The organism is Acinetobacter sp. 479375 (assembly GCF_000581715.1).
Classification (GTDB): Bacteria; Pseudomonadota; Gammaproteobacteria; order Pseudomonadales; family Moraxellaceae; genus Acinetobacter; species Acinetobacter ursingii.
This window is the reverse complement of sequence record NZ_JEZN01000001.1, coordinates 177,396-202,611: the sequence shown is the minus strand read 5'-3', so window position 1 is coordinate 202,611 and position 25,216 is coordinate 177,396. Positions and strand designations below refer to the sequence as shown.

Below are 25,216 nucleotides of genomic sequence, written 5' to 3'. Positions count from 1 at the left end.
CATGAGATCAATTTCAGTGACCTCATGCCTCTGGCAACTTTTCACCGCAATGAGGACAATATTTAAAGGCTTTCTTTTGTTGTTCCTGCTCTTCCAAATCTTTTTCACGAATCAATTGCATAATCACTTCATTGGTTTGCTCTTTGCTTAAGCCTATCCGTTTACGGATTTTTTCGATTTCCTTTGTTTCATTTAGATAGTCTATCTGATTTGAAATCAGCAAATTTCTAAACTCCTGAGCAAGTTTTTGATTACGTAAACTTAATTCATTTGCAAGACCAGTCGCCAAAATACCTGCTGGCAATGCAGCCAAACCAACACCTAAAATCGTAATCACAGCGCCCAATAATTTGCCAATATTGGTGACTGGAGTCACATCGCCATAGCCGACTGTAGTCAGCGTAACAACTGCCCACCACATTGCCTCGGGAATAGAGCTAAATACTCCGGGCTGTGCTTTATTTTCAACCACATAGATACCACCCGCAGCCATAACAATCATAATCAGCAAAATAAATACAACTGCCTGAAATGAACCTTTTTCACGCTCAATAACCGCAAGTAAAATCTGGAGTGAAACGAAATAACGGGTCAACTTTAACAGACGCAGTAATCTTAAAATTCTCAAGAAACGTAGGTCAATTGGTACTATAAAGTTGAGATATGCGGGTAAAATCGCCAATAAATCAATAATCGCACCACCACTACTAAACCATTGCAATCGTGTTTTCCATGCAGGTTGATCTGGATGCTCTTCTGCAACACACCATAAGCGCAATAAATATTCAATTGTAAATAGAGCGATAGAAACTGTTTCAAATACATCGAAGAGTTTTTTGTGCGCAAAATAAATGGAATCAATCGACTCCAACATGACGGCTAAAACATTTGCAACAATCAAAAATATCAAAAAGAAATTCAGTAGGCGACTTAAGTGACTTTCATAATCATGATTCTGTAAATTATTAAAAACAAAACGACGTAAATGACGTAAGGAAAATTTAGTCACCATAAATAAAAACTTATAATTATGCTCAATACTCGGCACAATTTAACATGCTCACTGTATTTGTGTCAGCTTTTAGCTAAATCCTAGTGAGAATGCATTAACAGACAGGCAACAATTCTTCATTTGGTAATAGAGCAAGACTCTTTCATAATAAAATCATAAACTCAAATGCGTTTGCGTGCAGTTTAACAATACTAACTATATAAATTATAACGTTAATCTATTCATAATAAGGCGGTTTTTTATGGGCTTTAAACCAATTCCAGCTGCAATATCCTGTGCATTAACACTTATCATCTGGTTTATTATTCCAGTCCCTCAAGGAGTAACGCCTGAAGCTTGGCATTTATTGGCCATGTTTGTAGGGGTAATTGCTGCCATTATCGGGAAAGCACTTCCGATTGGAGCAATTGCGATGATTGCCATTACGCTAGTTGCCGTTACGGGCGTCACCAACCCAAAACCCAGTGAAGCCATTAAGGACGCTTTAAGTAGTTTTGCCAATCCCCTTATCTGGCTGATTGGGGTGTCGATCATGATCTCCAAAGGGCTTCAAAAAACAGGGCTTGGAGCACGTTTAGGTTATCTATTTATTGCAGTATGGGGTAAACGAACCATTGGTATCGGTTATAGCATGGTGTTATCCGAACTCATACTTGCTCCTGTTACGCCAAGCAATACGGCACGTGGCGGTGGGATTATCCATCCGATTGTTCGCGCTATTGCGACCAGTTATGATTCAGACCCCGCCAAAGGCACTGAGGGTCGTATGGGGAAATATCTGGCTTTGGTCAATTATCATGCCAATCCGATTACCTCTGCCATGTTTGTTACTGCAACAGCACCTAATCCGCTGGTGGTAGATCTGGTCGCAAAAGCGACCAATACCCAGATTTACCTCAGTTGGACAACATGGGCAATTGCCATGATCCTTCCAGGAATCATAGCGCTTATTGTTATGCCGATTATTATCTATCTCATGTATCCACCTGAAATTAAACGAACGCCAAATTCAGCACAATTTGCAAAAGAACGACTGAAGGAAATGGGGAAAGTGACCCTACCTGAGATTATCATGTTAGGTGTCTTTGGCATCATGCTATTACTTTGGGCTGGTATTCCTGCCATGATCTTGGGTGATGCGTGGTCAGTGGATGCGACGACGACCGCATTTATTGGTTTAAGCCTCTTACTTTTAACAGGGGTTTTGACTTGGGAAGATATCCTGACTCAAAAAAGTGCATGGGATACCATCACATGGTTTGCTGCTTTAGTGATGATGGCAACCTACTTAAATAAGTTAGGTCTTATTACATGGTTCTCTGGAGTTCTTGAAGCCCAGATTGCACATCTTGGACTCAATTGGGTACTGGCAAGTTTATTGCTGTTACTGACCTATATGTATGCGCATTATATGTTTGCAAGTACTACAGCACACATTACCGCAATGTTTGCTGCCTTTTACACAGCAGGTATTGCACTTGGTGCTCCCCCAATGCTGTTTGCACTGATTATGGCGGCTGCATCCAGTATTATGATGACACTTACGCACTATGCAACAGGTACCTCACCGATTATCTATGGGTCTGGCTATACCACTTTGGGAGAATGGTGGAAGGCAGGCTTTGTCATGAGTGTGGTCAATATTGTGATTTTTATCCTCATTGGTGGCATCTGGTGGAAATTTCTGGGCTACTGGTAAATTTGCAGCTCTATCACCCATTAAAAAGCCTGTCATAAAAAATCATGACAGGCTTTTTTGCAATATTATGCAGGAATGACCACCAATTTCTTTTGTACAAATTCATTAAAACCTAGCTCAGAAAGTTCATGACCATAACCTGAACGTTTTACGCCACCGAAAGGTAACTCTGGTGCAGTTTGAGTCAAACTATTAATCCAGATCATGCCTGTTTCAACACGTGACGCTAGTTTTTTTGCTCGCTCAATATCTTTAGAGTGGATTGCACCGCCTAAGCCATAATGTGATTGATTGGCAATTTTTACAATCTCATCGTCGTCTTTAGCGACATAAAGTTGAGACACTGGGCCAAAAAACTCTTCATACCAAGCAGGATTACTTTCTTCAATATTTTCTAAAATAGTCGCTTCAAAAAAGTTACCCGCTCCGTCAATAGGTTTACCACCCAATACTAATGTGGCTCCAGCATCAACAGCCTTGACTACCTGTTTATGTAAGTTTTCTGCTGCCGAAGCCGATGATAGAGGCCCCAAGCTTGTCGACTCATCTAGTGGATCACCTGTTTTTAAGTTTTTAAATGCTTCGATCATGCCTTGCTTAAATTGCTCAGCAATTTTTTCATGCAAAATAAAACGCTTGGCTGCGGTACAAACTTGACCTGCATTATTCATACGTGCCTGACAACCGACCTTAATCGCACGTTGCAAATCAGCATCATCCAATACGATAAAAACGTCATTTCCGCCCAGTTCTAGCGTCGACTTTTTAACATATTTTCCCGCCTGTTCGGCAACACTACTTCCCGCACCTTCTGAACCGGTCAAGGCAACACCCTGTACACGTGGATCTTTAATAATCTCAGCAACCTGATCGGTTGAAATAAATAGATTGGTCCATACGCCTGCTGGTGCACCTGAATCATGAATAATCTTTTCAAAGGCTTCTGCACATTGCGGAACGATACTGGCATGTTTAGCTAGGACGGGATTACCAATCGCGCAGTTCGGCGCAAATACCCGCATGAGTTGATAAAAAGGAAAATTCCACGGCTCGACTGCCATAATCACACCCAGTGGATGATGTTCAACCCACGCTTCACCTATTTCAGTCGGATACTTTTGTGGGCTTAAAAACTTCTCGGCATTTTGTGCATAATAATCTGCAATATTGGCACATAACTCCACTTCACCAAGGCTCTGTTTGATCAACTTACCCATTTCTGTAGACATAAGTTGTGCCAGTTTTTCTTTATTTGCTCTTAACTGACTTGCCACTTTTTTAAGTAGCGCAAGGCGTTTTTCCAGGTCTTTTTTAGACCAATCTGATTTTAATAGCTTTTCAGCATGATCCAGACTTTCATCAATTTTAGCTTGATCATGAAAGTCATAAGTTTTAAGAATTTGACCGTTAAAAGGATTTACCGACTGATAACTCATGGCTATCTCCAATCATTATGTTTATCTTAAGTGAAATTTGAATGGTTTAAACATTTCAAAATGCGTTGGTCGAGCAACATTGTGTGGCGTTATTTTGTTTGCATATCTGTTAATCAGATGATTCACCAAAACACGGCACTATTTGTACACCCACCCACATTAAAGAGAGTTAAAGACATTGAATAGGCTTTGCAGCAAAACGCCTTCAAAGCCTCACTTATTGATACAAAATCTTGGTTTAGATAGCGTTTGAGTAAGTAAATCCATTCTTTTTGTATGTAGAAAATCATCCATAAGAAATAAAAAAACCTGATTTGATTGATCAAATCAGGTTTCTGAAAATTGCATCAAGTTTAAGTTATATACCACGCCAATCTACACGTGCATTACGTTCAGTTTCATAAATTCGTTGTACATATTGCCCCAAAGGTAAACTGAGCAAATAGTCTTTATATTGACGTAATTCAGGTGAACTGACTTCATTATTTTCCCGTTCCCACGGTGTTCCTGACAGCTCCAGAATCGGCGCAAGCATTGCACAAACGGCAATATCGGCCAACCCTAAACGATCCCCAACCAAATAACGTCCAAAATTATCAATAAGGCGTTCATTCAAGACCAATACCAATTCATCCATACGCAGTTTGGATTGAGCAATCTTTTCTTCCTGAAGCTCATAGCTTTTGGTCACTAAAGTTTTCAAAATCGGTTTTGAAAATTTTTCAAACTGACGCAAATAACCCTGCTCACCCATCATGATTTCAAGCGCTTCATCACCATGCGTCAGTGCATGCCCCAAACTCCAGCGACGTACATGAACGCCTAGTTCGTCAGCAATTTTATCGATCTCAATAGCCAGCTCACGTAACTGCGGATCTCGACGTAATAATGAATGTTCGGGGTAGTGATCATCCAGATACAACGCAATTTGAGTTGATTCAGCAATCCATCTTTTATCATCTTTTAAAATCGGAAGTTTATTTTGACCGGTTTTTAACTGGGCAAAAGCACGATGGAAACCAGGAATCAAGTTATGCGCAACATAATCCAATTCCTTATGATCAAGTAACCAGCGAGCTTTTTCACAATAATGGGACAAAGGAAACTGGTATAAAACCCGCATAAAAACTCCAATTTATTTTTTTAGTCAAACAATTTTAAAAAACAACATCTTGTTTTGCTTACTTTAAAAGTAACCCAAAATGAAAACAATGTACTTTTTGTGCCAAACATTGGGCGAAATCGTCTATTGGCACAATCTGCAATCTGATTTGGATACCTATAATTTATATGTTTTTCCGCGCTAGATATCTTTAAAATAAATAAATACGATATAAAAAACCAAAATTCAAATTATCAAAAATAAATATATTGTTGATTTTTATCAATTTCATGTTATTCAAAAAACAACTTAATTTAGATCAAAAATGATTAAGCACTTTTCTTCATAAACTACGCGCAATACTTCGTTTAACCATTAGGTATATTTTTTCTAAGGTACCCCTATCTATAGTAGGTATCATTATGTCTGAGTTAAATTTCTATCCTACCCGATCGGTTCAAGTCATTCAAAACGATCAACAAGCAATTAATGCAGCTTATCAAGTTGCAGATTTTGCGCTGGAAGGTCGTAATCAACGTGATCAAAAGCGGATTTTGCCCTTTGAAGAAATTGATCAATTTAGCCTAAAAGGTTTAGGCGGCATTCGTATTCCTAAACGTTACGGTGGCGCTTTCGTGTCCAATAAAACACTGGCTCAGGTATTTCGGATTTTAAATAAGGCAGATTCAAGTGTTGGGCAAATTCCTCAAAATCAAATTAGCTTACTGAATTTAATTGATCTGATGGGAACAGAATCACAAAAACATTTTATTTTTAATGAAATTCTGTCGGGTAAACGCCTTGCTAATGGCGGCCCTGAACGTCATACCAAAGATTCAAAAACACTACAGACCACCCTCACGCTTAAAAATGGCAAGTATTATCTGGATGGTGAAAAATTTTACTCAACAGGCAGTATTTTTGCGCACTGGCTTGCGATTAAAGCCATTCATCCAGAGGGTCATGTGGTTTTGGTGATTGTAGACCGACACAGTGACGGGATTGAAATCATCAATAACTGGAATGGCTTTGGACAAAGAACCACGGCAAGTGGCACGGTAAAACTGCATCAGGTCATCGTTGATCCAGACTTGATTTTTGATGAACGTATTTTAACTCAGGCACCCACCTATCGTGGTGCGTATTCACAATTATTACAGGTCGCCATTGATGTCGGAATCGCTGAAGCGGCTTTTGCGGATCTTATTTCAGCCGTGAAAAAAGCCCGTCCTATTCTCGATGCACAGGTGGAAAAGGCCAGTCTGGAACCTTATACACTGCAAGAAACGGGCAAGCTAGATATTCTCCTCAATGCTGCAATTTTACTTCTGGATGAAGCAGCTGAGTATCTGGATGAACTGGATCAATTAGGTCAAGTCACCGAACAACAAGCAGCCAAAGCATCCATTTTAGTGGCAGAAGCCAAAGTCTATGCCAATGATGCAGCCTTACAGATTTCAGAAAAATTACTGGAACTGGGCGGTAGTCGTGCCAGCTTGAGCCAATTTAATCTTGATCAACACTGGCGTAATGCACGCGTGCATACGCTGCATGATCCCGTGCGCTGGAAAATACACGCCATTGGCAACTATTACCTGAACGGTATTTTGCCTGCTCGTCATGCATGGATCTAAGGAGATAATAAAATGACCTCTTATCAAGCCATTCATCAAGCGGAAAATGATCTTGTTAATCATCCCAGTACCCAACATTATTCTGCGGTGCGTGTGATTCAAAATGATGCTGAAGCACTTGACGTCGCACAGCAACTTGCCGAGCAATTTAAAACTCAAAGTATCGAACGTGATGCACAGCGTATCTTACCTTTTGCTGAAATTGAGGCTTTTAGTCAATCTGGACTCTGGGCGATTACAGTCCCCAAACGTTATGGTGGTGCAGAAGTATCTAGCCTCACGGTTGCCAAAATTATTGCGTTATTGAGTGGCGTTGATGGATCAATTGGTCAGATTCCGCAAAACCATTTTTATGCGCTGGAAGTGTTAAGAAATACAGGAACCGAAGCACAAAAACAACGGTTATATCAGGAAGTTCTCGATGGCACCCGTTTTGGCAATGCATTGGCAGAATTTAAACCGAAAAATGCCAGTTTAAAACAAACAGCGCTGATCCCTGTTAAAGAGGGTTATCTGATTAATGGTGAAAAATTTTACTGCACGGGGAGTTTATTTGCGCATCGTATTCCGACCTTAGTGGTGGATGCCGAAGGTCGTGAATATCTAGCTTTTGTGCAACGTCAAAGTGAAGGGCTGAGTTTAATTGATAACTGGACCGGTTTTGGTCAACGTGTCACAGGCAGTGGAAGTGTCAAGTTTCATCAAGTCTTGGTTGCTGCCGAAGATGTCATTCCATTCGATACAGCTTTTCAGCAACCGACTCTGGTGGGGTCATTTGCACAAATTATGCATGCAGCGATTGAAGTGGGGATCGCCCGCGCTGCTTTTGAAGAAACTCTAAAACGGGTACATCAGGCACGTCCGTGGATCGATTCCAATGTTGAAAGTGCCGCCGAAGATCCACTCACGATTTATGAGCTTGGCCGTGTTGCCACCGATGTTCGTGCCAGTGAGGTTTTACTGAAACAGGCGGCACACTCCATTGATGCAGCAAAATTACAAACCAATGCTGAAACGATTGCCAAAGCGTCAATCGATGTGGCAAAAGTTCGAGCGCATAGTAGTGAGACAGCTCTGAAAGCTTCATCAAAGTTGATTGAACTGGCAGGCAGTCGAGGGAGTCAGGCTGAGGATGGTCTGGATCGTTTCTGGCGAAATGCGCGCGTTCATACCTTACATGATGCCGCGCGTTGGAAATATTACTTTATTGGAAACTATATTTTAAATGGCATTCTGCCTCCACGCAGAGGCACATTGTAATGACAAAAACATCACAAAAGAAAATTCTAATGAATGCCTTTGATATGAATAGTGTCGGTCATATCAATCATGGTTTATGGACGCATCCGCGTGATCAGTCACATCGTTTTAACGAGTTAAGTTATTGGACTGAGCTGGCAAAAACTCTGGAAGCTGGACTATTTGATGGCTTATTCATCGCGGACATTACAGGGGTCTATGATGTCTATCAAAACAATATTGATCTGACTTTACGAGAATCAATTCAACTGCCGAGTCATGATCCTAGTACCTTGGTTTCTGCAATGGCATCGGTCACCCAGCACTTGGGTTTTGGCATCACGGTCAATTTAAGTTATGAAACACCTTACCCATTTGCACGGCGTTTTGCCTCACTGGATCATCTCACACAAGGTCGTATTGGCTGGAATATTGTCACGGGCTATCTGGATAGCGCAGAACGTCTCATTGGTCATTCAGGTCTCAAAGATCATGATTTGCGTTATGAACAGGCCGAAGAGTTTTTACAGCTTTGCTATCAATATTGGGAAGGTTCATGGGAAGATGATGCGATTCAAAAAGACAAAATACGTCGTATTTTCACTGATCCGAGTAAAGTTCATGAAATTCAGCATCAAGGACGTTTTTACCAAAGTCAGGGTGTGTTTCAGGTTGCACCCTCCATGCAACGTACTCCTGTTTTATTTCAGGCAGGCGCTTCCCCGCGTGGATTAGCATTTGCGACAGCCCATGCCGAATGTATTTTTATTGGTGGCGATCAACCTGAAAAAATTCGCCAGCAAGTGGATAAAATTCGTGAATTTGCGGTACAGCAAGGCCGCCAAGCCGGTGACATTAAAATTTTTCTGGGCATTACCGTGGTCACTGGAGAAACAGAACAAATCGCTCAGGAGAAACTGGCAGAGTATCGTCAATACGCCAGCCCAGAAGCGGGACTTGCGCATTATGCCAGTTCAGTCGGCATGGATTTATCCAAATTTGCAGATGATGAAGTGATTCCTTATCAAAAAAGTAACAGTATCGCGTCTGTGAATGAAAAATTTAAAACTCAGCAAATCACGAAAAATGATCTAAAAAATCAGCATGTTTTGGGTGGACGTTATCCATTGATTGTCGGGAGTGGCAGCCATGTCGCACAGCAACTGATTGACTTGATGGATGACACAGACATTGACGGTTTTAATTTGACCCGTACTGTCGCGCCAGAATCACATCAGGATTTTATCCGTTTAGTGGTTCCTGAATTACAACAACGCGGACGTTATAAAACGGAATATCAAGCGGGTTCTTTACGACACAAACTGCATCAACAAGGTGATCGTCTTGCTGCATCTCCCCCTGCCGATGCCTTCCGATGTCGACCTTTACAACAAGAAAAATCTTCTCACCTTTCACAACATATTAGCGCTTAAATTTTGGAGTATCAGATGACTCAATCATCTTTCACATCACGTTCATCGAACAAAAAACTGATTATATTCGGGGCAATTTTTGTCATTTTAATTATTGGTTTATTCATCTGGAATAAACAACGCCAAACGCAGAATGAAGAGTTGGTGATTGGCATTAGCCCACCCTTTGCGCATCCCTTACAGGCTGCGGCTAAAGAAGCAGAGAAACAAGGCATTCATGTTAAGCTGGTTGAATTTTCCGATTGGAATACCCCGAATATTACCTTGAATAATGGCGATATTGATGCCAATTTTTTCCAGCACCAACCTTTTTTAAACAATGCCATTAAAGAAACAGGCTATAAGCTTAAAGCGTTTGGCGTAGGTGCAGCTTCGCATGTCGGACTGTATTCCAAAAAATATAAAAGTCTGGATGCTTTGCCACAAAATGCACGCGTGGTCATTCCAAACGATCCTGTCAATCAAGGACGCGCGTTATTGCTGTTACAACAAGCCAAACTGATTCAACTAAAAGATCCAAATAATTATTTATCCAAGTTAAGCGATATCTCATCGAATCCTAAAAACTTACAATTTATTGAAGTAGAAGGCCCACAAACGGCACGTGCCATTGATGATGTCGATTTAGCCTTTGGCTATCCACATTATTTACGTTTGGCCAAAACCGCTGATCCTGAAAGTGCCTTAGTGCTGGACGATACTACCAATAAACGTTATGCGATTTTATTCGTGGTGCGTGATGATTATCAGGACAAAGGCGATAAATTGAAAAAATTTGTCGAAATTTATCAAACTTCGCCTGCGGTTAAAGCAGCGCTGAATGAAGATTTGGGGCCAAAACTTTGGTTCCCAGGTTGGGTATAACTTACATTCATGGAGTTAAGTCATGGTCAGTTTCGGCGCTCAAGTGAGTTTTGCAGTTCCACATATTCAAATTCGCTCACTCAATAAAACCTATGATAGTCAAGGTCAACAGGTTGAAGCATTAAAAGAAATTAATCTGGATATTCCAGAAGGTAAAATTGTTGGGATCATTGGTAAAAGTGGTGCGGGTAAATCTTCTTTATTGCGTACCCTGAATGGACTTGAGCAACCGAGTTCAGGTTCCATCAAGATTCATCAAGATGAACTGACCACACTGGATCACTCACGTTTGATCAAGTTACGTCAACGCATTGGCATGATTTTTCAACATTTTAATTTAATGTCGGCCAAAACGGTATGGGAAAATGTGGCACTCCCACTCAAAGTTTCGGGCTATGCCAAATCTGAAATTAAAAATCGCGTCGATGAAGTTTTATCTTTGGTAGGGCTCAGCCATAAAGCTGGGCAATACCCTTCTCAGCTTTCAGGTGGACAAAAGCAGCGTGTCGGCATTGGCAGAGCACTGGTTCATCATCCAGAAATTTTACTCTGTGATGAAGCGACCTCAGCGTTAGACCCTGAAAGCACTGCTGTCATTTTGTCTTTACTCAAAAAAATTAATCAGGAACTTGGCATTACCATTGTCTTGATTACTCATGAAATGCAAGTGATAAGTGAAATTTGTGATCAAGTGGTGGTGATTGAACAAGGTCAAATCGTCGAATCAGGACAAGTGTGGTCGGTCTTTTCCAATCCTGTACAGCCGATTACTCAAGAACTGTTAAATCTGGAACAACTGGATTTACCATTTCAAGTGCATTCATACGTTCAAGCAGACTCCACCCATACGATTCTTAAACTTAAATATCAAAGCGATGCCCAACATGCGCCTGATCTGACGCAACTTCTAGCGAGCTTTGATACCCCTGTGTATTTGTACCAAAGTCATGTAGATAACATTCAACAACATTTGATTGGATCGTGGGTGGTCGGCATACCACGACTCAATCTTGATCTAAATCATTTAAAACAACAGCTTACATCGCTGATTCAACATATCGAGGTGATCGGTTATGCACGACCAACTCATTGATTTATTACTGACAGGAACGCTCGACACCTTGATCATGGTCGGGGTTTCCGCTTTATTGGCATTTCTCATCGGGTTACCACTCGCTGTAATTTTAGTCAGTACCTCAGAAAATGGTATTTATCCTTCTCAGGCCATCAATCAACCGATTGGCTGGATTATTAATATTACCCGCTCTATTCCCTTTTTGATTTTGATGGTCGCACTGATTCCCATCACCCGCTGGATTGTCGGAACCAGTTATGGCGTTTGGGCTGCGGTGGTTCCACTGACCCTTGCCGCGATTCCTTTTTTTGCTCGCATTGCAGAAGTTAGTTTACGCGAAGTAGATCAAGGGCTAATCGAAGCTGCACAAGCGATCGGCTGTAATCGTCAGCAGATTATCTGGCATGTGCTATTGCCTGAAGCATTACCGGGCATTGTGGCAGGTTTTACCGTGACCATCGTCACCATGATTAATTCTTCCGCCATCGCAGGTGCGATTGGTGCAGGCGGTCTGGGGGATATTGCGTATCGATATGGCTATCAACGTTTTGATTTAACTGTGATGTTTGCGGTGATTGTAGTGCTGATTGTATTGGTGATGTTGATTCAAGCCACAGGAGATACGCTTTCTCAACAGTTAGACAAACGCAAAATTTAAACTTGTGATGATTTGCACTTAGCCATGACCTGACTTTGTCATGGCTTTCATGTAAAATCAGCGCCAGTTTTTAATTTATATTTTTGTGAGTCCTCTCATGGGTTTTAATTGTGGTATTGTCGGCCTGCCAAACGTTGGTAAATCAACACTTTTTAATGCACTCACCAAGGCTGCGATTGCCGCAGAAAACTTTCCGTTCTGTACCATTGAACCCAATACTGGCATCGTACCAGTACCTGATGCACGTCTTGATAAACTTGCAGCGATTGTAAAACCACAGCGCATTCTACCAACCACGATGGAATTTGTAGATATTGCAGGTCTAGTCGCAGGTGCATCTAAAGGTGAAGGCCTGGGGAATCAGTTTTTAGCCAATATTCGTGAAACCGATGCGATTGCGCATGTCGTACGCTGTTTTGAAGATGAAAATGTCATTCACGTAAATGGTAAAATCGATCCACTCGATGATATTGCTACAATTAATACAGAATTAGTATTGGCGGATCTTGAAACTGTAGCCAAAGCATTATTGCGTCTGACCAAATCTGCAAAAGGCGGCGATAAAGATGCCATTGCGACCAAAGCCGTATTAGAAAAAATCCAGCCTTTGCTGGATGAAGGTAAACCTGCTCGTGCGGCGGATTTAAGTGACGATGAACGTAAACTTGTTCGTGGTTTTGGTTTAATGACTTTAAAACCGACCATGTATATTGCCAATGTTGCTGAAGATGGTTTTGAAAACAACCCACACTTGGATGCGGTTAAACAATTGGCGGCAGAAGAAAATGCCATTGTGGTGCCTTTATGCAACCAGATTGAAGCAGAAATTTCGTTGCTTGAAGATGAAGATCGCGCAGAATTTCTTGAAGCAATGGGTATGCAAGAACCAGGTCTCAATGTCGTGATCCGTGCAGGTTATGCCCTCTTGGGTTTACAAACTTACTTCACTGCAGGTGTACAGGAAGTTCGTGCATGGACAGTTAAAGTGGGTGCTACAGCGCCACAGGCGGCTGGTGTCATTCACACTGACTTTGAAAAAGGCTTTATTCGCGCAGAATGTATCGCCTATGATGACTTTGTCCAATACAACGGCGAAGCGGGTGCCAAAGAAGCGGGTAAATGGCGCCTTGAAGGTAAAACCTATGTGGTACAGGATGGTGATGTATTGCACTTCCGTTTTAACGTGTAATCACCACTCGATTTAATCAATTATAAAAAACCAGCACTGCTGGTTTTTTTATTGCTCATATAAATTTATAAACAATAAATACAATGATAATGATTATCAATATATTTACATAAAAACCAATATCCCCTAAACTAAATCTGATTAAAACACTTTGATTTTACGAATTGATTTAAAAAAGGATCATTTTCATGGCGTACACCCTACCCGCGTTATCTTATGCATACGATGCACTTGAACCCAATATCGATGCTAAAACGATGGAAATTCATCATAGCAAACATCATCAAACGTATATCAATAATATCAATGCCGCGATTGAAGGTACTGCGTGGGAAAAACTAGCAGTAGAAGAACTGGTATCAAAGGTCAATGAAGTGCCTGCTGATATCAAAAATGTAGTGATTAACAATGGCGGTGGTCATGCCAACCATTCTTTGTTCTGGACAGTCATGAGTCCTCAAGGAGGGGGAAATCCAACAGGTGCAGTTGCAACAGCCATTGAACAAGAGCTTGGTGGTTTTGATGTATTTAAAGAGGCCTTTACCAAAGCAGCGATTAGCCGTTTTGGGAGTGGTTGGGCTTGGCTCAGTGTCACCCCTGAGAAAAAACTCGTGGTAGAAAGTAGTGGAAATCAGGATTCTCCACTCATGAATGGCAATACTCCAATTTTAGGTCTGGATGTTTGGGAACATGCCTACTATTTGAAATATCAAAACCGTCGTCCTGAATATATTGCTGCATTTTACAATGTGGTGGACTGGAATGAAGTCAATCGTCGTTATCAAGCAGCAATCCAATAAGAGGTTCAGCTATTTTGCATACAGGTTCTTATGACATGCCCTTTCCTGCACTATTGCGTTATACGATCGGTATTTTAATTTTGTGCGGAGGATTCATGGTGTTTTTTCGCCATTTTTTTCAAATTTAAACCCCACATAATTGTATATTTGTCAAAATAGCGACCTAAGCTCTATTGTTTTGTTTACAATAGGGCTTGCTTTTATTTGCTTGCTCAATTGTCGATTAAATGCATCAAACTTAAATCTGAATTAAAAATAAAATCATTACTATAAATCTTAATGTTTTTAAGTAAATACAACACAAAACTACTCTTTTTGCTCAGTATGTGATCTTCTATTTTTTAATCAGGTACTAATGCCTTATATTCATCAGAACACTATGAAAAAAATTTCTGTCATCATCTTAAGCAGCACCTTAGCATTTATGAGTGCAACTGCATTTGCCTGCCCAAAAGGAACCTCACTACAAGGCGGAACTGGCCCAAATCATAAAGGTGGTAAATGTGTGGCTGTATCAGGTGCTAAAGCAAAACCAACTAAAGCTGAAGCGAAAAAAACCACGCAAACAGTCAAAACTACAGAAGTGAAAACAACCAAACCAGAAAAAGCTAAAGCCGCTTCGACTACCACAACCACCTCAACAACAACCAGTCACCAAAACCATTAATCTATTTTCACAAAAAATGAATCATAAAAAAGTGAGATTCTTTTGAATCTCGCTTTTTTACATAATCATTTAATTAGCGTTTGGGATCAGTATTACCTAAAGCAGGGTTAGCAATGGCATCCTTACATTGCGATTTATCCCGTTCATAATCTGCTTGTTTCTGGGTCACGGTGGCACTGTTGTCTTTTGTTTCTCTTGCCCATGTATCAAGCGAAGTTAATGCCTTACGACATAAAGCATATTTACCTTCAGTGACTGAATCTGTCATTTTGACATTAATTCGCCAGTCTGTACTGAGTTGGCGTAGTGGTTTTCTGACTTGCTCATCAATTTGATCCACTTTTTTTGTATATACAATCGGATCTATTTGATTAATCAAATCCCATGCTTTGTGCGCATAGGTGGTTGCATCATTGGTTAGTGTGGGAGCAGCTTTAATTTCAACCTTGTCGGTCTGCTTCTGCTCATTTTGATTACAACCAGAGAGCATAGCCAAAGTTAAAAATACGGAAGTAAAAATCAAAAATTTGGGTGTTGAAGTGATCATCAACGATTACCTGTCTCAACATTTCGCCACTATGCTAGTGAATTCCAAGACAATACTCAATCTTTATGAATTTGTTTTTTGAAACCTAAGAATTGTTAATGTTACATTGCTATTTTATGAGTTTGACCTAAACGTGATCATTAAATGTCTCAAATTAAAATTTATGCCAACCAAAGTATCATTCAAAAACATCGAATGACCCTATCAAATGCAATTCACCAAGCTTTGGTAATGACTCTTCAATACCCAGAAGATAAACGTTTCCATCGATTCATTGCACTAGCTCCAGAAGACTTTATTTATCCTGTAGACAGAAATGAAGCTTATACCATCATTGAGATTTCAATGTTTTCAGGACGGCAGGCAGAAACCAAAAAACGACTAATTCAACAGATTTTTAGCAACATTCAGGCGCAATGTGGAATCAGTCCACAAGATGTAGAAATTACAATCTTTGAAACCCCTAAAGAAAACTGGGGCATTCGTGGACAAAATGCCGATGAATTACAGCTAAATTATAAAATAAACATCTAATTTTTATTCAGATTTAAACTTTTATTCATTTTTCGTTTATTGTCGAACAAAACTATATATTTTTATGTGAATCAAGGCTTAATTCATGATCGAGTTCTGCTATGCTTAATACCCAACTTTTGCACGGATGATTCGCATGAGCGTGACTATTGGTACTCCCCTTCAATCTTCTGCCTTTAAAGTCCTTTTATTGGGTTCAGGAGAACTCGGTAAAGAAGTGGTTATTTCTTTGCAGCGTTTAGGAGTCGAAGTTCATGCCGCAGATCGCTATGATCATGCTCCCGCAATGCAAGTTGCACATTATTCTTATACGCTCAATATGGCGGATGCAAATGAGTTGCATCGACTCATTGAAAAAGTAAAACCAAATCTGATCATCCCTGAAATTGAAGCGATTGCAACTGAAGTGTTGGTTGAAATTGAAAATAAGGCCATTGCAACGGTTATTCCTTCTGCCAAAGCAGTTAATCTCACCATGAACCGCGAAGGCATTCGTCGTTTGGCGGCCGAAGAGCTAGGTTTGCCAACCTCAGCTTATCGCTTTGCAGACTCGCTAGAAAGTTTCCGTGCTGCCTGCGACGATATTGCATATCCAAACTTTGTAAAGCCCGTGATGTCTTCATCGGGTAAAGGTCAGTCGCGCGTTAAAAGCTTTGAAGAAGTCGATGCCGCTTGGGAATATGCTCAAACAGGTGGTCGCGTCAATCAGGGCAAAGTCATTGTTGAATCTCAAATTGATTTTGACTTTGAAATTACCTTACTAACTGTTCGTGCTAAAAATCCAGAAACGGGTGAAATTGAAACGCAGTATTGTGATCCGATTGGGCACCGTCAAGATTCTGGTGATTATGTTGAAAGTTGGCAACCTCAAATCATGACTGAAGCTGCCCTACAAGAATCAAAACGAATCGCGCATAAAGTCACGACTGCGCTTGGCGGATGTGGCATTTTTGGAGTTGAGCTATTCGTCAAAGGTGACCAAGTCTGGTTTAGTGAAGTTTCACCACGCCCGCACGATACAGGACTTGTTACCTTGGCATCTCAATTTCAAAGTGAGTTTGAGTTACACGCGCGTGCTATTTTAGGGTTACCTGTCAATACTGCACGACATAGCGTAGCAGCCAGTGCCGTGATTTATGCGGGTGTAGATGCCAATAATTTAAGCTTTAGTCATTTAAATACAGCATTAGCCCATCCCGATACTGACTTGCGCCTTTTTGGTAAGCCTGAAGGTTTTAAGCGTCGTCGTATGGGCGTTGCTACCGCACGTGCTGAAGATACCGATCAGGCGCGTGAGCTTGCTGCTCAAGCAGCTAGCCTTGTTCAAGTTCAAACAAATTCATCAGTTTAAGTTAGGCCTATTTTTATGATCAATACTTCTCCGCTGCTGAGTTATGTCACCAGTCACCATGACATTCAGGCAATTAATCAATGGCGTAATGACGTTGAACAGCAGCTACAGGAGTTTTATGAAAATGGTCAACCCATACGTGATATTGTTTTAGCACGTTCTAATTTTATTGATGAAGCGCTGATTTTTCTTTGGAATCATGCAGGACTAAATCAAACTGATTTAGGGCTTTTTGCAGTCGGTGGTTATGGCCGTCGTGAAATGTTGCCCTATTCAGATGTGGATATCATGATCTTGTCCGAGCATGATATTGCACCTGAACAAGAAAAACAGATTTCTACTTTTGTGTCCTCTTTATGGGATGTAGGAAATTTTAAACCTGGTATTAGTGTACGTAGTATTCGCAACTGTTTTGAAGAAGCCACCAATGATTTAACGGTTGCCACCACGCTCATCGAAGCACGACTGATTACAGGAAACTCACATTTAGCCAAATGGCCGCGTCGCATTGTTTCTCAAACATGGACGGATAAAACCTTTTTTGATGCCAAAATGGAAGAGCAGGAAAAACGCCATGCTCAACATAACAACACTGAAAGTAACCTCGAACCAGATATAAAAAATGCACCTGGTGGCATTCGTGACATGAATCAGATCGGCTGGATTGCCAAGCGGCATTTCCGCGTCAACCGCATTTATGATCTGGTTCATCTTGGCTTTATTTCCGAATTTGAACTGAGCGTACTGGAAGAAGCCGAAAGTTTTTTATGGGAAATTCGCCATCATTTACACCGCTTGACCAAGCGCGATGAAAATCGACTTTTATTTGACTATCAACGTGATATCGCCGCAAAATTTGGCTATGTACAAGAAGAAGGCAAACCTGCCAATTATGCGATAGAACAGTTCATGAAACGTTACTATCGTACCGCGCAGCAGGTTTCAACACTCAATGAAATGCTACTCGCCTATTTTAATGAGTCTGTGATTACCCCACGTTTGCCTAACTATGAACGTAAGATTGAAGAAATTAATGAAAACTTCAAATTGGTCGATGGCAAACTCGCAGTACAACATCATAAAATTTTTGCTGAACATCCAAGCGCAATTTTAGAACTCTTCTATTTATTAGCCAATCGCCCTGAAATCGAAGGGATCCGTGCAAGAACTTTGCGTTTGTTGATTATGGCGGCAAAACGGATTGATCAGGAATTTCGTGATCATCCTGTGCATCAAGCCTTGTTTATGGCGATTATCCGTTCGCCTTATCGTTTATATGACACGCTCGTCGATATGAAACGCTATGGAATTTTAGGCAACTATATTCCGGCATTTGGTCAAATTATGGGGCTGATGCAGTATGACTTGTTCCATATTTATACCGTCGATGCACATACCTTATTACTGATTCGTAATTTAAATCGCTTTAAAGAACCAGAATTTGCACAGCATTTTCCAGTGGTTAGCTCAGTGTTTCAGCGTTTGGCACGTCGCGATATCGTATATTTGGCTGCGATTTTTCATGATATTGCCAAAGGTCGTGGCGGTGATCATAGTGAATTGGGTGCTGAAGATGCCATTGAGTTTTGTCGTAAACATGGCTTTACCGAACGTGAATGTAAACTGGTCGCGTGGCTGATTCAAAACCATCTACTCATGTCACTCACTGCGCAGAAAAAAGATATTTCTGATCCAGATGTCGTCAAAGAGTTTGCGGAAAAACTAGGTGATATGGAGCATCTGGACTATCTATATAGTCTGACTGTTTCTGATATTAATGCCACCAATCCAAAACTCTGGAATACGTGGCGAGCTTCTCTCATGCGTCAGCTTTATACCTATTCTAGAGACGTGATCCGTTCAGGTTTAGGTCGTCCTGTCGATTATCAAATGTTGATTGAAGACACCAAATTTACTGCGAGTGAAGCGCTGGTGAATGAGTTCTCACTAGACGCTGTTGAAAAAGTCTGGCAAGAACTTGGCGATGAATACTTCCTTAAAGAATCTGCCGATGAAATTGCATGGCATACCCGTGCGATTTTGCAGCACGGTGATAACCCTGCACCCTTGGTATTATTCCGTGCACATCGTCAGTCGACACAAGCTCAGGATGCTATTCAGATCTTTATCTATACCCAAGATAAACCAAATCTGTTTGCCACCACTGTTGCGGTGCTAGATCGCATGAATCTGGATGTACAGGATGCACGAATTATCACAGCCACTAAAGCCTTTAGTCTGGATACCTATGTCGTATTAGATCGTTTTGGTACACTGCTGACCGATCCAGAACGCGAGACTACCGTGAAAGAGGCATTGGTGAAAGCGCTTAGCCAATCTGATAAATACCCGGGCTTGATGCAACGCCGTATTCCGCGCCAACTTCGTCATTTTGATGTAGAAAATACCGTTGATATTACGCTAAACCCTGTACTGCAACAAAACATGGTTGAAATATCTACACTGGATCAACCCGGCCTACTAGCACGAGTGGGTGGAGTCTTTATGATGCAAGGGCTCGATATCCATTCAGCCAAGATTGCCACACTCGGCGAACGTGCTGAGGATATTTTCTTTGTGACTAAAAAAGATGGTCAACCCATGAATATTGAAGAAGCCAAACTTTTTGCAGATCAGCTAAAATCTGCGTTAGATGAAGCATCTAATCAAGTCATCAGCCAACATTAATTCACAGTTTTAAATCGGTAAATGTTTCATGAATTCCAGTTTGTCGTTATTACATCCTTATCCTTTTGAAAAGTTAAATGCGCTTTTTAAAGATGTCACACCCGCAGATCTACCCCTCATTCCGCTTTCTATTGGTGAACCCAAACATCCTGCCCCTGAGTTTGTAAAACAAGCCATTATTGACAACTTTCAGCATTTATCGACTTATCCCAATAGCAAAGGGCTACCTGAGTTACGTCAGAGTATTGCCAACTGGCTGACCCAGCGTTTTAAGCTCAATAGTATTAGCGTTGAAGATCATATCTTGCCAGTCACAGGTACACGTGAAGGAATTTTCTCTTTTGTACAGGCACTGATTAATCGTGAAGATACACCTTATGTAGTGATGCCAAACCCTTTTTATCAGATTTATGAAGGTGCAGCTTTGCTTGCAGGTGCGAAACCGTATTTCATCAACTGTACGCCTGAAAATGATTATTTGGGTGACTTTGATGCGGTTCCAGCGGAAGTCTGGAAAAAAACAGCATTATTATTTGTCTGTACACCGGGTAACCCTACGGGCGCTGTATTGTCCAAAGAACAATTTAAAAAACTGATTCAACTGTCAGATCAATACAATTTTGTGATTGCCTCTGATGAGTGCTATTCAGAACTTTGGTTTGATCAAGCGCCTGTCGGTTTACTCGAAGTCTGTGCTGAGATTGGTCGCGATGACTATAAAAACTGTATTGTTTTTCATTCATTGTCCAAGCGTTCCAACTTGCCAGGTATGCGTTCTGGTTTTGTGGCAGGTGATGCTGAACTGCTAAAACCGTATTTAAAGTTTCGTACTTATCATGGTGCAGCGATGCCTGTACAGCATCAAATGGCTTCTATAGCGGCGTGGAATGATGAAGCACATGTTGAAGAAAATCGTCAGCAATATCGTGCCAAGTTTGAATTATTCCAGTCCGAATTGGGAGGATTAATTCCTCTTAAAAAACCAGATGCAGGATTCTATTACTGGTTACAAGTAGATCATGATGAAGCATTTGCCAAAATGTTGATGGAAAGAGCTCATATTAAAGTGTTACCAGGCCGCTATTTATCCCGTGAAACTAATCAAGGAAATCCTGGGGAAAATCATGTACGTATGGCATTGGTCGCGGACTTGGCACAATGTGAACAAGTGGTACAACGTTTAAAGAAAATCTTGTAGATTTTAAAAAATTAAAATAATAAAGCCTCTATATATATTGAGGCTTTATTATTTTGACTGAGTCAAAAATTAATTAAAAATCAAAGCTGGCGCTTAGCATAAATGTTCGTGGCTGACCTGCAACAACATAACCATTATTGGTATTCCCTGTACTATTGATATTGTCATACAGTCCGACCGAACCCCAATAATCTTTATCGAATACATTATTTACAGCAAAGTTAAATGTAGTCGGTGTTTGTCCAAGATGTGTCTTATAGCTTGCACCCAAATCAAGTGTCGTCCAGTCTTTCACTTTTAGATTGTTGTCTAGACTCGCATACGTCGAACCTGTGTAAATCAATTGTGCATTTAAAGAAATATCCTGTGCAACAGGGAGTTTCCAGTCTGCACCTAAATTAGCTTGAAACTTTGGAACACCTACTTCATCATTACCATCATAAGTGACTGAACCTGTATCTTCCTGTTTAGCATGCATCCACGTTACACCACCAAGTACGGTAATATCATCAGTTAATTTGCCATAAGTAGTAAGCTCAATACCACGATGTACATATTCACCACCATCACTAAAGACACCATTAGCATCTTTGATACCACGCTGCTTATTAATATCAAATAAACTCAGTGTTGCTCCAATCACGCCATTTTCATACTTGGCACCCACTTCTTTTTGCTTAGCAACAAATGGTTTTAGTGTCGTAGTGACATTAGCTGTTGTATTACTCAAACCTTTGGCTAAAGACTCAATATAATTACCATAGACTGAAATTTCAGGTGTGATTTTATAGGTTAAACCTAATGCAGGGGTAAATTTACTTTCATCATATGAAGGGTTTTTACCTTTATTATCATATTGATAAGTATCTTGAATAATGGTCTGATAACGACCACCCAACATAACAATTAATTTATCATCAAAGGCTTTTAAATTATCTCCAATAGCAATACTTCTAAGTCTTGTTCTTGTCGTAAGCTTTGGTGAATCCATATCATTACCATGAAATAACGGATTTAGTGCTTCAGGCTGATCATATTGGACTGGCCGATAAATATTGGTAGCTAGCTGATTTGCCCAATCCATAAAATATGCATTACGGGTATTCTGTTGAAAAGCTGACGCAGACAGCACTAAGTTATGTTGAACAGAACCCGTATCCAATTTTCCTCGAATACCGACTTCCCCCGTATTCACCATATCCACACGTGCATTATCAAAACGATAGAAGGTAGAATCACCCGTGTTTGCATTTGTAAGTGTCACATTACCCAAGCTATTTTGTTCTTGACCATGACGAAAACCATAAGCTGCATAGGCCGTAATCGCATCGGTTAAATCATATTCAGCGCGGTAACTTCCAAAATAATCTTCTTCGTTGGAATAAGACCATTTTTGTGCATAATTACTTGAACTATCAACAGGTGTCGGAATTGAGGTGATACCACTACCCAAAGTTACACTTGGACGCGTTGCTGTTAAACGATTATTGCTATGTCCCATATCTCCAGATAGACGCAAACGATCGCCACGATAATCTAGCCCGACTGAGACAAGTCCCAAAGATTTTTCTTCGTCATCAACTGGAGTATCACCTCCGTGATACGCGGTGTTTACTCGAACACCAAACTGTTGATCCTCTCCAAAACGGCGTGAAATATCACTTGAAATATAGCCACCATTAAAGTCAGTGCCCACAGTTACACGGTTTAAAGGCTCATTGCCTGCACGTTTAGGTAATAAGTTAATTGCCCCGCCAATCCCCCCATTACTTGGCATCGCTCCACTTAAAAATGAAGAAGCCCCTTTCAGCACTTCAACCCGCTCAAAAAGCTCTGTTGGAATATATTGACGTGGCAAGATCGAGTAAAGTCCATTATAGGCGGTATCATCTGAACCTAAATTAAAACCACGGATATAATAGTTTTCCTGAAAATTACCATAACCGCGTCCCACACGAACGCTTGGATCTGCCTTTAAAACGTCACCCACGCTTTTCGCTTGACGCTCCTGAATATATTGATTGGTATAACTGGTCAAGTTAAACGGCGTATCTAAATTTTTCTGATTACCAAAAATTCCTACTCGTCCACCACTAGCCACCTGACCTCCTACGTAGGCTTCCATAAGCCCTGTTGCAGAAGCATCTGCACTAGCAACCACACGAATAGTTTCCAAAGCAGTTGCGGGTTGACCATCCGACTCTGATTGCTGAAAAACCTGATCATCAGCATGGGTAATGATATAGCCTGATGCACAAGCCATCATCAAGACAAGCGGTTTAAGTTTGATCATCACAATTCCACGAGTACAGTTTATAAAATTGCGATGATACTAAATGAGAATAAAAATAATTTAAATAACTTTTCTCAAATACAGAATGTTTTTATTAATAGAACTTCACAATTCGATTGCAATTTTTCATGTAAAAAACTTCAATATAATTTATTCATTATCAACATTAGACTTCTTTTCATCATTGTTTAAACCCTCTTTATTTTCTCACATAGAGCTAAATAAAAGAGACTGATGAAAAAGTCTATGAGAAACATCATTTTTTTCTAAAGAATGTCTAAGATGGAATCAACATCAAAAGGCTTGCAAATCCCACAAAACTTAACCCAGAAAGATAGTAAAGCCATTTAGAATGGCTGCGTAAGGCGACCATCCAGCGCTCATGTGATAATAATCTCAGCAAAAATAAATTCCAAATTAAAACTATCATCACCATCCACACTGAAATGGTAATTTTTTGATAAACATTAAATTTTTCAGAAACGAGTAAGGTCAAGCTGCTATAAAAAAGGATATTTTTAGGATTAAGTAAACTGGATTGCAATCCAAGTAATAATTGTCTTAAAGCAGAAAAAGAAGAATATTGAGATGATTCAGTTTGATCAATTTCAATCTTGGCATGCGCATGACGTAAACACAAAAATGACAGATAAAAGAGGTAACATGCACCTCCCCATTTTAAATATTTCAAAGTCGAGTGATCTATTTTTCCAAGTAGGTACCAACTGGAAAAAACCACCCATAAAATTAAAGCATTTCCGAGAGCAATCCCTAAGCAGACCTGCTGTGCTGCCTTTTTATTTCGAGCAAGCAAAGTCGTTAAAATTAAAAAGAAATCTGGCCCAGGTGAGAGTAAAGCAACGAAATGAGTCACCGCAATCGCAAAAAAGAGTTCCATAAACACTATTCGATCAAATCAAAATCGCAGCTTAGGCAAATGCCAAATCGTGTTCTTGTATAAAATTGCGTTTAAAAGCCACTCTGATATTGTTTTGGCGTTACGCCTGTTAAGCTTTTAAACACGCGATGGAAATGACTTTGATCACTAAAGCCCAAATCATAAGCGATCTCGACGACTGAACTCCCGCCTTTCAACCTGTCTCGCGCTTGATTAATTCTCAAGTTAAGTTGAAAAGCATGAGGTGTCAGACCAAAGTTTCTTTTAAATAAACGAATAATCGCGTAACGACTAATACCACTTTGTGCGGATAATTGCTCAAGTGAAAGAAAATGCTCGTACTGAACAATAAGATCAACTAAATGTTTTAGATATTGCTGAAGATAAAGTTTTTCGTCTACTTGCTTTAATTGTAATGATGGAAAAATAATCTGCGTAAATGTTTCAACCAAAGATTGCTCTTTTTCTAAAATGGTTCGTTCTGGATCAAATAAAGTATCATTCAACTGACAAAAATGCTGATAAATTTCAGGCTTTTTGATAATTTCTGGCACTAACTCAGGGATCTGGTTGCAAATACGCTCTGTAACGGATTCTTCTAATAATTGCTTAAGCCAATCCAGATCAAGATGCATCATCTGATAACTCCACGCCTGATCTGGCAATGGATTACACGCGTGTTCAATATATGCAGGAATACAAACAATTGAACCCACTTCAATATTCTCTGTCGTATGTAAATAACTACTAAATCGACTCTGGCCCTGATCTACTGCACCAATTGAAAAAGTCGCATGGCTATGCGCTTTATAGCAAATACGACTTTGACATGCCTTACGTGTTTCCACATAAGGCATGCGAGGATCACTCCAGAATGCGATATCTGAGTGAGACATGCT

Annotated in this window: 21 protein-coding genes; 14 read left to right on the top strand and 7 right to left on the bottom strand. The window is 40.4% G+C overall.

Going from position 1 to position 25,216, the window contains the following annotated elements:
* Positions 1-22: 22 nt before the first annotated feature.
* Positions 23-1,012: an ion transporter gene (locus J500_RS00970; protein WP_044435397.1), complete on the bottom strand. Its 990-nt coding sequence runs from the start codon at positions 1,010-1,012 to the stop codon at positions 23-25.
* A 241-nt stretch (positions 1,013-1,253) separates the two neighbouring features.
* Between J500_RS00970 and J500_RS00965 the strand changes: the two genes are divergently transcribed.
* A complete protein-coding gene (locus tag J500_RS00965) occupies positions 1,254-2,711 on the top strand; it encodes a DASS family sodium-coupled anion symporter (protein ID WP_034697732.1) in 1,458 nt (485 codons plus the stop codon).
* A gap of 65 nt (positions 2,712-2,776) precedes the next feature.
* Here the strand turns inward: J500_RS00965 and J500_RS00960 are convergent, their stop codons facing one another.
* Positions 2,777-4,147, bottom strand: coding sequence for an NAD-dependent succinate-semialdehyde dehydrogenase (locus J500_RS00960; RefSeq protein WP_034697730.1), 1,371 nt, complete (start codon positions 4,145-4,147; stop codon positions 2,777-2,779).
* Positions 4,148-4,505: 358 nt separating this feature from the next.
* Entirely contained in the window at positions 4,506-5,270 is a 765-nt protein-coding gene (locus tag J500_RS00955; protein ID WP_004997088.1) for a glutathione S-transferase family protein, read from the bottom strand.
* Between the two features lie 401 nt (positions 5,271-5,671).
* Here J500_RS00955 and J500_RS00950 point away from each other — a divergent pair, with 401 nt between their 5' ends.
* From J500_RS00950 to J500_RS17850, 9 genes are all read left to right on the top strand, one after another.
* Positions 5,672-6,883 carry an SfnB family sulfur acquisition oxidoreductase gene (locus J500_RS00950; protein WP_004997080.1) on the top strand — a complete coding sequence of 404 codons (1,212 nt, stop codon included), beginning with the start codon at positions 5,672-5,674 and terminating at the stop codon, positions 6,881-6,883.
* A 12-nt stretch (positions 6,884-6,895) separates the two neighbouring features.
* Positions 6,896-8,143 carry an SfnB family sulfur acquisition oxidoreductase gene (locus J500_RS00945; RefSeq protein ID WP_004997077.1) on the top strand — a complete coding sequence of 416 codons (1,248 nt, stop codon included), beginning with the start codon at positions 6,896-6,898 and terminating at the stop codon, positions 8,141-8,143.
* On the top strand, positions 8,143-9,555 hold the full coding sequence (locus tag J500_RS00940; RefSeq protein WP_034697728.1) for an LLM class flavin-dependent oxidoreductase: 1,413 nt from the start codon (positions 8,143-8,145) through the stop codon (positions 9,553-9,555). Before J500_RS00945 ends, J500_RS00940 begins: the two co-directional genes overlap by 1 nt.
* Before the next feature lie 15 nt (positions 9,556-9,570).
* Complete coding sequence (locus J500_RS00935) at positions 9,571-10,419, top strand: MetQ/NlpA family ABC transporter substrate-binding protein (protein ID WP_004997074.1); 849 nt, start codon at positions 9,571-9,573, stop codon at positions 10,417-10,419.
* Positions 10,420-10,441: 22 nt separating this feature from the next.
* Positions 10,442-11,512, top strand: a complete 1,071-nt coding sequence (locus J500_RS00930) for a methionine ABC transporter ATP-binding protein (RefSeq protein ID WP_004997073.1) — start codon at positions 10,442-10,444, stop codon at positions 11,510-11,512.
* On the top strand, positions 11,493-12,152 hold the full coding sequence (locus J500_RS00925; protein ID WP_004997071.1) for a methionine ABC transporter permease: 660 nt from the start codon (positions 11,493-11,495) through the stop codon (positions 12,150-12,152). Before J500_RS00930 ends, J500_RS00925 begins: the two co-directional genes overlap by 20 nt.
* Before the next feature lie 97 nt (positions 12,153-12,249).
* Positions 12,250-13,341, top strand: a complete 1,092-nt coding sequence (gene ychF / locus J500_RS00920; RefSeq protein ID WP_004997070.1) for a redox-regulated ATPase YchF — start codon at positions 12,250-12,252, stop codon at positions 13,339-13,341.
* A 188-nt stretch (positions 13,342-13,529) separates the two neighbouring features.
* Positions 13,530-14,141, top strand: coding sequence for a superoxide dismutase (locus tag J500_RS00915; protein WP_004997069.1), 612 nt, complete (start codon positions 13,530-13,532; stop codon positions 14,139-14,141).
* A gap of 379 nt (positions 14,142-14,520) precedes the next feature.
* On the top strand, positions 14,521-14,808 hold the full coding sequence (locus tag J500_RS17850) for a hypothetical protein (RefSeq protein WP_010588705.1): 288 nt from the start codon (positions 14,521-14,523) through the stop codon (positions 14,806-14,808).
* 73 nt (positions 14,809-14,881) lie between these two features.
* Here the strand turns inward: J500_RS17850 and J500_RS00905 are convergent, their stop codons facing one another.
* Positions 14,882-15,298 carry a hypothetical protein gene (locus J500_RS00905; RefSeq protein ID WP_227546650.1) on the bottom strand — a complete coding sequence of 139 codons (417 nt, stop codon included), beginning with the start codon at positions 15,296-15,298 and terminating at the stop codon, positions 14,882-14,884.
* A gap of 201 nt (positions 15,299-15,499) precedes the next feature.
* On the opposite strand from J500_RS00905, the gene J500_RS00900 reads away from it, so the two are divergent.
* The 4 genes from J500_RS00900 (at position 15,500) to dapC (ending at position 21,126) form a co-directional block, all read left to right on the top strand.
* Positions 15,500-15,889 (top strand): tautomerase family protein, encoded by a 390-nt coding sequence (locus tag J500_RS00900; protein ID WP_004997066.1) that lies wholly within the window; start codon positions 15,500-15,502, stop codon positions 15,887-15,889.
* Positions 15,890-16,016: 127 nt separating this feature from the next.
* Positions 16,017-17,240: a formate-dependent phosphoribosylglycinamide formyltransferase gene (purT, locus tag J500_RS00895; RefSeq protein WP_171063802.1), complete on the top strand. Its 1,224-nt coding sequence runs from the start codon at positions 16,017-16,019 to the stop codon at positions 17,238-17,240.
* Positions 17,241-17,255: 15 nt separating this feature from the next.
* A complete protein-coding gene (gene glnD / locus J500_RS00890; protein WP_034697726.1) occupies positions 17,256-19,928 on the top strand; it encodes a [protein-PII] uridylyltransferase in 2,673 nt (890 codons plus the stop codon).
* Positions 19,929-19,956: 28 nt separating this feature from the next.
* The gene (gene dapC, locus J500_RS00885) at positions 19,957-21,126 is read left to right on the top strand and encodes a succinyldiaminopimelate transaminase (RefSeq protein ID WP_034697724.1); all 1,170 of its coding nucleotides are present in this window, start codon (positions 19,957-19,959) and stop codon (positions 21,124-21,126) included.
* A 73-nt stretch (positions 21,127-21,199) separates the two neighbouring features.
* Here dapC and J500_RS00880 read toward each other — a convergent pair whose 3' ends face one another.
* The 3 genes from J500_RS00880 to J500_RS00870 form a co-directional block, all read right to left on the bottom strand.
* Positions 21,200-23,419 (bottom strand): TonB-dependent receptor, encoded by a 2,220-nt coding sequence (locus J500_RS00880; RefSeq protein WP_034697722.1) that lies wholly within the window; start codon positions 23,417-23,419, stop codon positions 21,200-21,202.
* A gap of 277 nt (positions 23,420-23,696) precedes the next feature.
* Positions 23,697-24,317, bottom strand: a complete 621-nt coding sequence (locus tag J500_RS00875) for a LysE family translocator (protein WP_004997059.1) — start codon at positions 24,315-24,317, stop codon at positions 23,697-23,699.
* Between the two features lie 71 nt (positions 24,318-24,388).
* The gene (locus J500_RS00870) at positions 24,389-25,213 is read right to left on the bottom strand and encodes an AraC family transcriptional regulator (protein ID WP_201686623.1); all 825 of its coding nucleotides are present in this window, start codon (positions 25,211-25,213) and stop codon (positions 24,389-24,391) included.
* Between the last annotated feature and the right edge of the window lie 3 nt (positions 25,214-25,216).